At 61.0% G+C, this 13,485-nt stretch carries 15 protein-coding genes; 5 read left to right on the top strand and 10 right to left on the bottom strand.

Going from position 1 to position 13,485, the window contains the following annotated elements:
- Nucleotides 1-93: 93 nt before the first annotated feature.
- From sigJ to IGW03_RS26210, 3 genes are all read right to left on the bottom strand, one after another.
- Nucleotides 94-990, bottom strand: a complete 897-nt coding sequence (gene sigJ, locus IGW03_RS26220; protein WP_194725527.1) for an RNA polymerase sigma factor SigJ — start codon at nucleotides 988-990, stop codon at nucleotides 94-96.
- Between the two features lie 29 nt (nucleotides 991-1,019).
- Nucleotides 1,020-1,484: a carboxymuconolactone decarboxylase family protein gene (locus IGW03_RS26215; protein ID WP_194725487.1), complete on the bottom strand. Its 465-nt coding sequence runs from the start codon at nucleotides 1,482-1,484 to the stop codon at nucleotides 1,020-1,022.
- 397 nt (nucleotides 1,485-1,881) lie between these two features.
- A complete protein-coding gene (locus IGW03_RS26210) occupies nucleotides 1,882-2,043 on the bottom strand; it encodes a hypothetical protein (protein ID WP_194725486.1) in 162 nt (53 codons plus the stop codon).
- A gap of 182 nt (nucleotides 2,044-2,225) precedes the next feature.
- On the opposite strand from IGW03_RS26210, the gene IGW03_RS26205 reads away from it, so the two are divergent.
- Nucleotides 2,226-2,642, top strand: a complete 417-nt coding sequence (locus IGW03_RS26205; protein ID WP_194725485.1) for an FKBP-type peptidyl-prolyl cis-trans isomerase — start codon at nucleotides 2,226-2,228, stop codon at nucleotides 2,640-2,642.
- A 23-nt stretch (nucleotides 2,643-2,665) separates the two neighbouring features.
- Here IGW03_RS26205 and IGW03_RS26200 read toward each other — a convergent pair whose 3' ends face one another.
- The 5 genes from IGW03_RS26200 to IGW03_RS26180 all read right to left on the bottom strand — a co-directional run bounded on the left by IGW03_RS26200 (nucleotide 2,666) and on the right by IGW03_RS26180 (nucleotide 7,854).
- On the bottom strand, nucleotides 2,666-3,787 hold the full coding sequence (locus tag IGW03_RS26200; RefSeq protein ID WP_194725484.1) for an MBL fold metallo-hydrolase: 1,122 nt from the start codon (nucleotides 3,785-3,787) through the stop codon (nucleotides 2,666-2,668).
- A gap of 124 nt (nucleotides 3,788-3,911) precedes the next feature.
- The gene (locus IGW03_RS26195; protein ID WP_194725483.1) at nucleotides 3,912-4,460 is read right to left on the bottom strand and encodes a DUF2939 domain-containing protein; all 549 of its coding nucleotides are present in this window, start codon (nucleotides 4,458-4,460) and stop codon (nucleotides 3,912-3,914) included.
- Between the two features lie 82 nt (nucleotides 4,461-4,542).
- Entirely contained in the window at nucleotides 4,543-5,871 is a 1,329-nt protein-coding gene (locus IGW03_RS26190; RefSeq protein ID WP_194725482.1) for an MFS transporter, read from the bottom strand.
- Nucleotides 5,872-6,005: 134 nt separating this feature from the next.
- Entirely contained in the window at nucleotides 6,006-7,007 is a 1,002-nt protein-coding gene (locus IGW03_RS26185) for a transketolase family protein (RefSeq protein WP_194725481.1), read from the bottom strand.
- A gap of 1 nt (nucleotide 7,008) precedes the next feature.
- Nucleotides 7,009-7,854, bottom strand: a complete 846-nt coding sequence (locus IGW03_RS26180) for a transketolase (RefSeq protein WP_323745030.1) — start codon at nucleotides 7,852-7,854, stop codon at nucleotides 7,009-7,011.
- Between the two features lie 126 nt (nucleotides 7,855-7,980).
- On the opposite strand from IGW03_RS26180, the gene IGW03_RS26175 reads away from it, so the two are divergent.
- Nucleotides 7,981-8,973 (top strand): LysR substrate-binding domain-containing protein, encoded by a 993-nt coding sequence (locus IGW03_RS26175; RefSeq protein ID WP_194725480.1) that lies wholly within the window; start codon nucleotides 7,981-7,983, stop codon nucleotides 8,971-8,973.
- A gap of 82 nt (nucleotides 8,974-9,055) precedes the next feature.
- Here IGW03_RS26175 and IGW03_RS26170 read toward each other — a convergent pair whose 3' ends face one another.
- Nucleotides 9,056-9,805, bottom strand: coding sequence for an SDR family NAD(P)-dependent oxidoreductase (locus IGW03_RS26170; RefSeq protein WP_194725479.1), 750 nt, complete (start codon nucleotides 9,803-9,805; stop codon nucleotides 9,056-9,058).
- A gap of 303 nt (nucleotides 9,806-10,108) precedes the next feature.
- On the opposite strand from IGW03_RS26170, the gene IGW03_RS26165 reads away from it, so the two are divergent.
- From IGW03_RS26165 to ttdB, 3 genes are read left to right on the top strand one after another with little or no spacing between them, the layout of a single operon-like run.
- Nucleotides 10,109-11,086: a Bug family tripartite tricarboxylate transporter substrate binding protein gene (locus IGW03_RS26165; protein ID WP_194725525.1), complete on the top strand. Its 978-nt coding sequence runs from the start codon at nucleotides 10,109-10,111 to the stop codon at nucleotides 11,084-11,086.
- A gap of 23 nt (nucleotides 11,087-11,109) precedes the next feature.
- A complete protein-coding gene (gene ttdA / locus IGW03_RS26160) occupies nucleotides 11,110-12,009 on the top strand; it encodes a L(+)-tartrate dehydratase subunit alpha (RefSeq protein ID WP_194725524.1) in 900 nt (299 codons plus the stop codon).
- On the top strand, nucleotides 12,006-12,614 hold the full coding sequence (ttdB, locus tag IGW03_RS26155; RefSeq protein WP_194725478.1) for a L(+)-tartrate dehydratase subunit beta: 609 nt from the start codon (nucleotides 12,006-12,008) through the stop codon (nucleotides 12,612-12,614). The genes ttdA and ttdB overlap by 4 nt, the downstream gene beginning before the upstream one ends.
- A 91-nt stretch (nucleotides 12,615-12,705) precedes the next feature.
- Here the strand turns inward: ttdB and IGW03_RS26150 are convergent, their stop codons facing one another.
- Complete coding sequence (locus IGW03_RS26150; protein ID WP_194725477.1) at nucleotides 12,706-13,335, bottom strand: LysR substrate-binding domain-containing protein; 630 nt, start codon at nucleotides 13,333-13,335, stop codon at nucleotides 12,706-12,708.
- Nucleotides 13,336-13,485 lie beyond the last annotated feature (150 nt).

The following is a 13,485-nucleotide window of genomic DNA, read 5'->3' as shown; positions in this document are numbered from 1 at the left end:
GGGAATTGTTCAATATAAGTACAGACTTTTGACCTCTCTCAAGCAATACTGCCCATGCTGGACCATTGGATACATCCTGAGATTGCATGCTGTTTACACCAGGAGTTGTTTCGGGGCACTGCCCAGCTTGTCCGGGTTGCGCACGACAAATACCGAGGTGATCCTGCTATCGTGAATACTAAAGGACTGGATCGACTCCAGCAGGCCATCGATGTAACGCAGCAACCCCGGCTCACCGTTGATCCGTGCCATCCGGTAGTGCACGCCTCCTGGGTGCTTGTGCTCAACCGCCCAGAACAGTCCGGCGATGCGACCCGCGCCATGCAGCACGCGATGGAATGACGGCATCTTGCCGCCGCCGTCGCTGACCAGGGCGACATCGGATGCAAGCAGCGCTTTCATCGCTTCACGGTCGCCGCGCCCGGCTGCCTGCATGAAAGCGCCGATCAGAGCGCGGTGCGCGTCCGGCGAAGGCTGGAAGCGCGGCCGTTCCTCGCGCACCTTTTCCTGAGCACGATGCACGAGCTGGCGGCAGCTTGCTTCGCTCTTGCCGAGCAGGGCAGCGATGTCGCCGTAGTCCTGGTCGAAAGCCTGCCGCAGGAGAAAGGCGGCGCGCTCGTCCGCGCTCAGGCGTTCGAGCGTCCAGAGCAGGGCGAGCGAAACATCACTTGCCAGTTCCGCCGCCGACTCCGGCGTATTCTCGTCCATCTCGACCAGGGGCTCCGGCAGCCACGATCCGGGATAGCTTTCCCTTTCGGCCTTGCGTTCGCGCAGCCGGTCGAGGGCAAGACGGGTGGTGACCGTGATTAGCCAGGCTTCCGCCGACCGCAGGCTGGCATGATCGGCGTCCTGCCAGCGCAACCAGGCATCCTGAACGACATCATCCGCGTCGGCGCGCGAACCCAGCATGCGGTAGGCGGTCGAGAACAGGCGCGTACGCAGTCCCGCGAAGACTTCCTCGGCTCCGGCATCATCGTTGTGCCCGTTCATCGCCGCTTCCCTGTCGTGCCCGGCGTCCATCAGAATCCCGGGGCGGGGACTTCCGGCACCGGATTGCGCAGGCTCAGGTTCAGCATGTTCCAGGCTTTGATCGTGCCCACCGCGTAGCACAGCTCTACGACTTCGGTTTCCGAAAAATACTCGCGCACCCTTGCGAATTCCGCGTCGCTGGCATCGGCATGCGGCTGGGCGTTGACGATTTCGGCCCAGCGCAGCGCCGCGGCTTCGCGCTCGCTGAAGAAGGGCGATTCGCGCCATGCTGCGACGGTATTGAGGTGGCGCGGATCGGCGCCCTGTCGGATCAGGTCGCGCCAGTGCATGTCGATGCAGAAACCGCAGCCGTTGATCTGCGAAATGCGCAGATTGACAAGTTCAACCAGCCTTTCGCCGAGCGAACTCTGCTTGACCGAAGCCGACAGGTTGATCAGGGCCTTGAAGTTGGCCGGGGCGTGCTTGACGATGGAAATGCGGGCGGTGTGCGGCATGGCAGTCCTTTCTGGCTTTATGGTTAAGCAGGCAGGCGTCCAATGCGCTGCCTTCGAAGACTAGACGGGCAAGCTGCCGTTGTTGTGACAGATTGAACAAAAAGTCTTGAAAATCTGTCCGGCGGGAATGCACGTTGCCGCGCCCGATGCCGCAATGATAGGGGAAATGAATGCGGGAGCCATTTGCCGGTTCGCATGGCGGCTATGGATATTGCATCCGCGCCGGAACGAACCAGATCTCAGCCCGTGAATGTCGGTTGATGTGAAGGAAAGGGACAAGGAAGCCGTCTGGTAGAAGCAACCCTGGCCGCCTGCAAAAGACAAGGGCCCGCGGACCTTGCGGTCGACGGGCCTTGCGGGAGGTTGCCGGTCGTGCCGGCCGATGCCGGAATAATTCTCAGATGGTTTCCGCGATGGCGCGTACTTTGTGCATGTCTGCTTCGCTGGGGCTGTCGTGGTGAACGGCTCTCGCCATGGTGATGGCTTTGTCCAGTGCGTCCATGAAGCTGCCCAGAAAGGCGAAGGAGCGGTTTGCGGCATTGAGTGCGAGCGTTGTCATGGCTTTTCCTTTCGTAATGTCCTCTGCTGTTGAAGACAATGTAGGCCTGCCCTCGCAACATTCCCAATTTCAAGTGGTGATGGAGAGAAATAAGGCTTGTGAATCTCTGCGAACCGATAGACGTTGCAGCATGCTGCCCACTCTGCTAGGTTTCGGTTTCCCGCTTTTTACTGGAACCTCTCATGAAAACACAGTCAGCCCTTCTCGCCGTCATGATCATGGCAGCCGGCACCGCCCCCATCCTTGCAAGCGCCGCAGACGCCCCGGTGGAAACGCTGGAATCCGGCGTCAAGGTTCAGAAAATCAAGACGGCCAAGGGCCCGAGTCCGAAGGCTTCCGATGTGGTGAAGGTGCATTACCGCGGCACGCTGCAGAACGGCACCGAGTTCGACAGCTCCTACAAGCGAGGGGAGCCCGCCACTTTCCCCTTGTCCGGCGTCATTCCCTGCTGGACGCAGGGTGTCCAGAAGCTGAACGTCGGGGAAAAGGCCAAGCTGTTCTGCCCGTCAAAAACCGCATACGGCGCGCGCGGCGCAGGCGGCGTGATTCCGCCCAACAGCGATCTCAATTTCGAAGTGGAACTGCTGGCAATCCAGTAAGGGTTGGCAGGTTTGCATCAGCGTCACTGCGCCGGGCTCTGCTGTCCGGCATGGCGCCTGATGTTTGCAGCCGGCAGGAAGGTTTCGCCGTGCCGGAGTACGATGAATTCGTCATCCGGCACTCCCTGGTCGCGGCGTGCCTGGGCGAGATCGATGGGCGCCTGGTCAAGGCGCTCCTGGCCCATGGGGAAGGTACCCCAGTGCATGCCTACGCTGCGCCTGATCCTGAGTTCGCGGTGGATCCTGACCGCTTCGTCCGGGCTGACGTGGGAATTGCGATACCAGATCGGCTGGTAGGCACCGATGCCGATGGCGGCAAGGTCGAAACCGTTGAAGCGCGCCGCGATATCCTCGATGTCTTTTGAATAACCCAGGTCGCCCGAGAAGAAAAAGGACGATGTCGGCGTCTTGAGCGCGAAGGCTCCCCACAGGCTGGCATCGCGGTCCCAGGGCGTACGCGAGGACCAGTGATGCACCGGGAGCAAATGCACGTCCATGCCTTGAATGGATGTCTTGTCCCACCAGTCCAGCTTGACGATCCTCGACCGGTCGCCGCCGGTAATATGTTTCTCCAGCCAGATATCCACGCCGAGCGGCGCCACCAGAAGCGGCGGACCGCCTTGCTGGCGCCACAGCGCGCGCAGGGAGTCGATCGACAGGTGGTCGTAATGGGAATGGCTGATCAGGACGACATCGATGCGAGGCAGGGCGGAAAGCGCCAAGCCCGGCGGCTGGTGCCGTTTCGGACCGGCAAAGCTGACCGGCGACGCGCGGTCCTCGAACACAGGATCGGTGAGGATATTGATCCCGGTGCCCGTTTGATACAGAAAGGTCGCATGGCCTATCCAGGTCAACGCCGCTTCGCCCGGATTGCCGCGAATGAAAGCCAGGTCGGGTGCGATGCCGTGTATCGGCGCGGCCGGCGCGCGCTGGTCGCCGGAACTCGTCCAGTTCCTGATCCGCGTCATCCAGCCTTCGAAGAAGCCGACTTCCGGACGCCGATAAGCCGGATTCGGCGGATAGTTGTTCTTGAACCCATCCGCCGTGTGATGCGGCTTGGCGGCGTCGTAGTGCGGATTGATGTTGGTGCATGCGGACGTGGCGGCAACAAGCAGGAACGCGGAGGTCAGGATGAGAGATTTCATATCGTCGGGTCGCAAATAAGCGCGAGACAGTATATGGCGTCCGGCGCTGCAGTGCTGGCCGAGGATCAAGCCTGAGTCCTGAAGTTATGCTCTGGCCCGTTCCGACCTCTCCCGCGACCTGGCTTCAGCGCTGCCGCGGCAGCTCCACCTCCGCAAGTCTCCAGCTCCACAGCCCGGCACGGACCAATACGAAGCTTCCCTCATGACTCGGGACGCGGGCATCCCGGAAGACGACACGGTTCCAGCCGTCATAGGCGATGCTCATTTCCGGCATGGTCTCGCCCGCGGCAGGCACTTGGGTGATGGTGCTCTGGACGACCTGGCGGCTGATTCCGGGTATGCCGATATTGAGCATTTCCATGACGCCGGCAGGCCGTACTATCGTGTCGATCATGGGACCTGCCACAAGGCCGGTGATTTCCTTGCCAAGCCGGTCCAGGAGTCCGTTGCCGGCTTCCGGGCCCTTGCCGGAATCGGCTGCGGGAGATGTGAGCTGGCGCCGAAAGCTCTCGCGCAAGGAAGGGAAGTCGGCGTAGGAAGAGAATGCCTTGGTGTCGCGCTTCTCGATTGCCGCGCGCATGCGGTAAATCGTCCAGTGGGGGCTGAAGTAACTTGCCGTTGCCAGCAAGGCGCCGAGTACGGCTGCGGCAGCGGCGAGTTTTTTGAGTGTCATGGTGTCCGGGCAGGAGTGTGCATCGAATGCTTTGAGCACATAACCTTACCCGGATATGCGGGCTTTTACCAATGCTCTGCAATCAGCGGTTGACGATTTTCCCGGGAACGAAGGAGACCAGGACCACGCCGGCCAGCAGCGCAGCCGAGGTGAACATCAGGCCCGCCCCCTGTTTGCCTGTCACGTCGTTGAGCCAGCCGACGATGGAAGGGGAGAAAAAGCCGGCGAGGTTGGCAATGCAGTTGATGGTTGCAATGCCCGCAGCAGCCGCCATGCCGCCCAAAAATGCAGTGGGGAGCGCCCAGAACTGGGAGGTGGCGGAGATGGCGCCCGCCGCAGCCAGACTCAGCAATGCAATCGCGGTGGCTACTCCGCCGCTGAAAGGCAGGGCAAACAATGCTGCAGCGGCCACCAGCATCGGCACGGCGCAATGCAGGCGTCGCGCCTTGGTCCGGTCCGAGCTCTTGCCGACGAACGGCAACGCAATCAGCGCCACCATGTAAGGAATCGCCGACAGCATCCCGACTGCCACCATGCTGGTCACGCCGGCGTTCTTCACGATCGTCGGCAGCCAGAACGTGATGCCGTACTGGCCCATCACGATGCAGAAGTAGATCGCGGTGAGCAGCCACAAGCGGCGGTCGCCGAGGAAGGCGCCGATGGAGTGGTGCGACACCTTCTCGCTCTCGTCGTCGGCGATATTGCGCTGCAGGAGAGTTTTTTCCTCAGGGGTCAGCCATTTCGCTGCGCCGATGCTGTCATCGAGATAGAAGAGAATCGCGATGCCCAGGACCAGCGAAGGTATCGCTTCGAGAATGAACATCCACTGCCATCCCTGCAAGCCGTGGGTGCCGGAAAATGTGCCGAGGATCCATCCGGACAAGGGCGCGCCGACGATGCTCGCAAGCGGAATGGCCATGAAGAAGATGGACATCATCTTGGCGCGGCGGGTGCTTGGAAACCAGTAGGTGATGTACAGAATCACGCCCGGCGCAAAGCCCGCCTCGGCAACGCCGAGCAGGAAGCGCAGCACGTAGAAGGTCGTCGGCGTTGATACGAAGCTGAAACCGGCGGAGATGATCGCCCAGGTGATCATGATGCGGGCCAGCCAGCGCCGCGCGCCGAACTTGTGCAGGATCATGTTGCTCGGCACTTCGAAGATGAAGTAGCCGATGAAGAAGATGCCCGCACCCAAGCCGTAGACAGTGTCGCTCCACTTGAGGTCATTGAGCATCTGCAGCTTGGCGAAACCGACGTTGACGCGGTCGAGGTAGGCGCCGAGATAGCACAGCATCAGAAAGGGAATGAGGCGGCGCGCCACCTTTGCATAGGTGCGTGATTCGAAATCATCGACTTGCACCGGGACTGCGGGGACATGTCCATCGGGGGACAGGGCGGTATGGGATTTCATGTAAGTCTCCTGAATATCTGTTTTGCGCTTGAAAGATCAGGCGATGCGTCCTCCCGCTGGCTGACGCAAGTTTATTCTTGTTTTGAGCTGGCGTTCCGGCCTACGCCGGAACACGCGAGGGGGCCTGAGCCGAGTTATCGAAGCCAGGACTTGATGCTGGCGGCCATGGCATTCACCGAGATGCCGTAGCGGTCATGCAGCGTGGGCAGCGCCCCGGCATCGAGGAAGGCGTCGGGCAGGGCGATCTGCCGGAATGCCGGGGCAACGCCGGCCCTCAGCAGTGTCGTCGCGACGGCTTCGCCGAGTCCGCCGATGACGGAATGGTTCTCCGCAACCACCACAAGGCGGCCGCTGCGCGACGCTTCCCGGATGATGGCTTTCTCATCGAGAGGCTTGATGGTCGGCACATGCATGACGGCGACGTCGACATTGTCTGCGCGCAACGCGGCGGCGGTTTCCAGCGAGCGCATGGTCATGATGCCGCTCGAGATAAGCAGCACATCACGGCCGTCGCGCAGCATCTTCGTCTTGCCGAGCTCGAACTTGTAGTCGTACTCATCCAGCACCAGCGGCACCCGGCCGCGCAGCAGTCGCATGTACACCGGACCCTGGTGCGCGGCGATGGCAGTGACGGCCTGTTCGGTATCGAGCGCATCGCAGGGATCGACGATGGTCAGGTTCGGCACGCCGCGAAAGATCGCGATGTCTTCGGTGGCCTGGTGGCTCGGTCCGTATCCCGTCGTCAGGCCGGGCAGGGCGCAGGCGATCTTGACGTTGAGGTTTTCCTCTGCGATGACCTGGTGAATGAAGTCGTAGGCGCGGCGCGACGCAAACACCGCATACGTCGTTACGAAAGGCGTGAAACCTTCCTTGGCCATGCCGCCCGCCGCTCCCATCAATAGCTGTTCGGCCATGCCCATCTGGAAAAAACGCTCCGGATAGGCTTGCCCGAACAGATGCAGATCGGTGTACTTGGCGAGGTCGGCCGTCATGCCTACGATGTCCTGGCGTTCGGCCGCGAGTTTCACCAGTGCGTTGCCGAAGGGTGCGCTGCTGGTCCGCTGTCCTTCGCCGGCGATCGAGGCGATCATGGCCGACGTTTTCAGGCGCGGCTTTTCCAATGTTGCGCTGCTCATGTCATTTGTCTCCTTGCTGAAGGGAATCAAGAATCGCGATGGCTTGCTGCCACTCGTCCGCCTCGACGCGGATGAAGTGATTCTTCTCGCGCTGTTCGAGGAAAGGCACTGCCTTGCCCATGAGCGTATCGAACAGGATCACGCGCGGCTGTGCCTTGGAATGATTGCGGGCATTGTCGAAGGCTTCGAGTACGGCGCCGATGTCGTTGCCGTTGGCACGCTGCACATGCCAGCCGAAAGAAGCCCACTTGTCGGCAAGCGGCTCGAAGCCGAGCACCTTGCCCGAAGGACCGTCAGCCTGCTGATTGTTGATGTCGATGAGGTTGATGAGATTGCCGAGGCCGAAATGGGCGGCCGACATTGCGGCTTCCCATGTCGAGCCTTCGTCGAGTTCGCCGTCCGACATGGAGTTGTAGACGAAGGACGTGCTGTTCTTCTGGCGCAGGCCGAGCGCCATGCCGACCGCGATGCTCAGGCCCTGCCCGAGCGAACCTCCCGAGATTTCCATGCCGGGCGTGTAGGTAGCCATGCCCGACATCGGCAGGCGGCTGTCGTCGCTGCCGTAGGTTTCGAGTTCGGCTTCCGGGATGATGCCGGCTTCGATCAGGGCGGCATACAGCGCGATCGCATAATGCCCGTGCGAAAGCAGGAAGCGGTCGCGGCCTTCCCATTCAGGCTCGTCGGGGCGATAATTCAAGGCATGGCGGTAGGCAACGGCAAGAATATCGGCCATGCCGAGCGCCTGGCCGATATAGCCCTGGCCCTGCACCGCGCCCATTTGCAACGCATAGCGGCGGATCCGATAGGCGGCGCTCTTCAAGGAGGTAAGAGAGGTTTCCCGTTTCACGAGGCATGTCTCCAATCAGGTTTATAGGATTGAGCGTCCAGGTATTTAAAACTCTGTAACACGCTCTTCTGATTGAAGTGTATGAATGGATAGATGAATCGTATAGCGAGTAATTCTTGGCGATAGATGAAATCAGTTCAGCGATATATTGCGCTGCGCAAGGCCTCCATTAAAGGCTTGCAAGCGTTCGAGGCTGCCTACATGCACAAGTCCTTTGCCGATGCAGCGAAGGAACTGGCGATCACCGCATCGGCGGTCAGCCACTCGATCCAGACGCTTGAAGAGGCGCTGGGCACCTTGCTCTTCGAACGCGCCAAGCGCGGCGTCATTCCCACCGAAGCGGGTACGCGTTTGTACGCAGTCATCCGCAGGTCGTTCACCGATATCGACGACGAACTGCGCGCCATTCTCGACAAGAGCAGCAAGCAGCATGTCGTCACCATCCAGTGCGCCCCGAGCTTCGCGGCGATCTGGGTCATGCCGAGGCTGCCGGCGTTTCTTCGCGCCCATCCCGATATCGACGTGCGCCTTTGGGCCGTGCACCAGGCTCCGGACTTCTCCAACACCGGCGTCGACGTGGCCGTCACCTACGGCCGGCCGCAGGCTTCCGCCGGCGTCCATGTGGAAGCGATTTCGGAGAACGAAAGATATGTGCCGGTCTGCAGTCCGGCGCTCGTGGAAGGATGGACGCTGCCCCTGCCACCGGCCGACATCGAAAACTTCTACCTGATCCAGAACGACGTGTCGCTGACTTCCTGGGATGAGTGGATTGCGCAGTATGCGCCGGGCTGCGACAGCTTCGTGCGAGGCTTGCGGCTGGACCGTGCCTTCATGACCTTGAGCGCGGCGGAGAACGGCCTCGGCATGTGCCTGGAAAGCACGGTGCTCATTCAAGAGTATGTGCAGCAGGGGAGGCTGGTCTGTCCGTTCGGGGACGTGGGCATCAAGGCGACCGCGCATCACATCGCGGTACCGAAGAGCAAGGAGCGGCTGCAGACGGTGCAGCTGGTGCTGGACTGGATCAGGAGCTTCCTGAAAGCAGATGCGCAGGGCGGCGCAGGCTCGCAAGGTTCTGCGGCGAAGGGAAAGAAGACCGCGACTGCAACGACCACTGGCTGATGATGGAACCACGACGGCTGCCGGCGGGCGCATTCATCGAACGCACCCGCCGGCAGCGAGAAGATGTTCCCGGCGAAGCGGATTAGTGAATCAGCATGCCGCCATTGACATCAAGCGTGATGCCGGTGCAGTAGCTTGCCAGGTCGCTTGCGAGGAAGACGACGGCGCCGGCGATGTCGTCGGGCCTGCCGAGGCGCCCAAGCGGAATGTCATCGGCGATCGCGCTCTTGCGGTCTTCGGAAATCTTGCCACGGATGATGTCGGTGGCGATCAGACCCGGAGTGATCGCGTTCACGCGAATGCCGTCCGCGCCGAGTTCGCGCGCCATGGCGCGCGTCAGGCCGAGCACGCCGGCCTTGGCCGCGGAATAATGCGGGCCGCCGAGTATGCCGCCGCCGCGCTGGGCCGACACGGATGAGGTGCTGATGATGGAACCGCTCTTCCGCTTCTGCATCGCCGGAATGACTGCCTGCGACATCAGCAGCGTGCCGCGCAGGCTCACGTCGAGCACCGCATCGTAATCGCTTTCCGAAATGTCGATCGTCTTGCGCGGCTGCGTGATGCCGGCATTATTGAAGAGCACGTCGATACGGCCGAAACGTTCCAGCACTTCCCGCGCTGCCTTTTCGCATTGCTCCTTGTTCGTGACGTCCGCCACGAGACCGATATGCTGCGCACCCAGTTCCGCCGCGGCGGCGGATGGATTGGAGGAGGCGAGGTCGAGAATGGCGACGCGCGCTCCCTGGGCCGCCATCATGCGGGCAGTCGCGAATCCGAGGCCATTGACGCCGGCGCCGCCGGTAATGATTGCAACACGATCTTCAAGCAACATGGTTTGTCTCCACAGTGAGGTTTAATCATGGAGCACATCTTCGGCCATGGGCATGCATGCGGCAAACGATTAAAACTCAATGGTCCCCAAGTTGAATTCATGATGCGGCGCACCATGCGAAAACAGCTTCTGCGGCCACGTCGTAATGTCATGAGGAAAGCATGTCGTTGCTCTTGAATCCGCGTTTTATTGTCAACCTCCGGGTTAAGAATGGTTTTACTTTGATGGCGTACATTGAATCTGCACGCTCCTAGAATGGCGCCATTCACAGACCCGAGAACCAACTAGGAGACGACAATGAAGATGCCATTCCGCGCCCGCCGGCTTGCCGCAATGCTGATTCCGTTCAGTGCCCTCGCCATCGCCAATGTTTGCTCGGCACAGATCTGGCCGACAAAGACCATCACGGTGGTTGTGCCTTTCCCGGCCGGCGGAACGACCGATGTGCTGGCGCGCGCGATTGCGCAAAAGCTGAGCCCCGTGCTGAACCAGCCCGTCATTGTCGACAACCGGCCGGGCGCCGGCGCTACCCTCGGCGCCACGCTGGTTGCAAAATCTGCTCCGGATGGACACACGCTGCTGATGGGCGCGGTGCATCACACCATTGCCACCAGCGTCTACAAGAAACTGCCGTACAGCTTCGAGAAGGATTTCGCACCGATTACCACTGTCGCCATGGTGCCGAATGTGCTCGTTGTCAGCGCATCCAAGCCTTACAAGAGCGTCAAGGATCTGATCGCGGATGCGAAGGCCTCGCCGGGCAAGCTCGCCTACGGCTCCAACGGCAGCGGCACCGCACAGCATGTGATCGGCACGCAGTTCCAGATGGCCACCGGCACCAGCCTGCTGCACGTCCCCTACAAGGGCAGCGCGCCCCTGACCACCGACATGCTGGGAGGCCAGGTCGACATGTCCTTCGACACGATCACGCCTGTCATTTCCTTCATCAAGAAGGGCATGTTGAGGCCCCTGGCAGTGACGACTGCCAAGCGTTCGTCGGCATTGCCCGATGTGCCGACCATGCAGGAAGCCGGCGTGCCGGGCATCGATATCGGTACCTGGTTCGGATTGCTCGTGCCCGCGGCCACGCCCAAGGAGATCACGGAGCGGCTCAACAAGGAAATCGTCAACATCATCAACACCCCGGAGTTCAAGAAGCAGATGGCCGATATCGGCGCCGAGCCGGTCGGCAACACGCAGGCCGAAATGGCTAGGCAGATCAAGGAAGAAACCGAGAAATTCGCCGGCGTCGTCAAGACCGGCAAGATCAACGTCGAGTAAGGAAAGAAAGCGTCATGATGACATTGGACAAGGAAGCGGCCGTCGGACAACTGACGGACGTCATGTGGAAGTTCACCTCGTATATCGGCAAGCGCCTGCCGACGGACGTGCATGAGAAGCTGGCCGACCTGCGGGGCAAGGAAACGCATCCGCTTGCCAAGGCAGTGTACGAGTCGATGAGGGAAAACCAGGAAGCGGCCGACAAGCTGGACCGGCCCAGCTGCCAGGATACCGGCGTCATCCAGTACTTCATCAATGCGGGAGCGAAGTTTCCGCTGCTGGGTGAACTGGAAGAGATCCTGCGCAATGCCACGCTCGAAGCGACAAGACGCGGCCCGCTGCGGCACAACGCGGTCGAAACCTTCGACGAGAAGAACACCGGCACCAATACCGGTTCGAAGATTCCCTGGCTGGACTGGGAGATCGAACCCGACAGCGACAGCGTCACCATTGACGTCTACATGGCCGGCGGCGGCTGCACGCTGCCCGGCGCATCGAAGGTGCTGATGCCGGGTGAGGGCTACGAGGGCGTCGCCGAATTCGTATTCGACGTCGTTACCTCGCGCGGCGTGAATGCCTGCCCGCCGCTGCTGGTCGGCGTGGGTGTGTCAACCTCGGCGGAGACGGCCGCGCGCCTGTCCAAGAAAGCGATCCTGCGTCCGGTGAATGCACGCCACAGCAATCCGAACGCGGCGAAGATGGAAGAGCTTCTGGAAGACGGATTGAACGAGGTCGGTCTCGGTCCGCAGGGCTTGACCGGGAACGCCAGCGTGATGGGCGTCAATATCGAATCGTCGGCGCGCCATCCGTCGACCATCGGCGTGGCCGTGTCAACAGGATGCTGGGCGCACCGGAGGGGCCGCATCAAGATCAATGCGGATATGTCCTACGAGATCATCTCGCATCAAGGAGCCACACTGTGAAGAAAATTCTGACGACCCCGATCAAGGATGAAGATCTCGAAGCGCTCAACGTGGGCGACGTCGTCTACCTGACAGGCCAGCTTGTCACGTGCCGCGACGTTGCGCATCGCCGCCTGATCGAGCTCGGCCGCAAGCTTCCCGTGGACTTGAAAGGCGGAGCCATCTTCCATGCCGGGCCCATCGTGCGCCAGAAGGAAGACGGAGAATACGAAATGGTCTCGATCGGTCCGACGACCAGCATGCGCATGGAAAAATTCGAGAAGGAATTCATCGAGCAGACCGGCGTGAAGCTGGTCGTGGGGAAGGGCGGCATGGGCGCGGAGACCGCGGCCGGCTGTGCGGAAAACAAGGCCGTGCATGCCATCTTCCCGGGCGGATGCGCGGTGCTGGCCGCAACCAAGGTCGAGAAGATCGAGGCGGCGGAGTGGAAGGATCTCGGCATGCCGGAAACCTTGTGGGTGAACCGCGTCAGGGAATTCGGACCGCTGATCATTTCCATCGACACCAAGGGCAACAACCTGATCGATCAGAACAAGGCCCGCTTCAATGAAAAGAAGAAGCCGATCCTCGAAAAGATCAACGCGCAGGTCAGGTTCATTTCCTGAGGCAGCAACGGGTGGGGCGGCGCCCCATCCGCAATGAAGGCGGCCTTCAAGGAAGCTTCCGAAACATCCGTAATCCTGTCTTGCCGATGCGCTACCAGTGCGCATCCCCTTCTTCCGTCACCGGCGCCGATGCATTGAACTGGGCGATCAGGAACTCCACGAATGCACTGACCCTGCCCGACAGGCTGTGCCGCTCCGGATAGACCGCATAGATATCCGCCGGCGGAAGTTCATAGTCGGACAGGATCACTTGCAGCCTGCCGCTGCGAAGATATTTCGCCAGATCCCATTCGGCGCGCATCAGGATGCCATGTCCCTTCAGCGCCCATCCCAGCGCAACCTCGCCGTCGTTCGTCGACAGCGACCCGCGCACCTTCACCGTTGCCGTTTTCTTTCCCTGCGTCAGCCGCCAGATGCCATAGGCCGAATCGTTCTGGCGCAGCACGATGCAGTTGTGATGCGCGAGATCGTCGGGCAGCAAGGGTTCGCCCTTGGTTTTCAGATAGAGCGGCGATGCGCAAAGCAGGCGGCGGTTGGCGGCGATCCTGCGGGCGATCAGCCGCGTGTCGGGCAGCTCGCCGAAGCGAATGCCGACATCGAAGGATTCATCGGCCAGATTGATGGGCCGGTCCGTAAGCTGAAGCTGCACTTCCATTTCGGGATAGCGCAGCGAGAATTCCGACACTAGAGCATTTTCACGTTGACTTGCCATAGCCGGCATGACGGATATATTGCTCACACTCGTCCGGAGCGAAGGCGTCCATTAATTCTCCAATGACCGACCAGAGCTCATCAATGGTGCGTTTGGCTGCCGCTCGCAGCGATGTTTTTATCTTGGCGAACACCTGTTCAATGGGATTGAAGTCTGGAC

This window comes from Noviherbaspirillum malthae (assembly GCF_015352985.1).
GTDB classification, from domain to species: Bacteria; Pseudomonadota; Gammaproteobacteria; order Burkholderiales; family Burkholderiaceae_D; genus Noviherbaspirillum; species Noviherbaspirillum malthae.
This window is presented reverse-complemented; position numbering and strand designations above follow the sequence as displayed.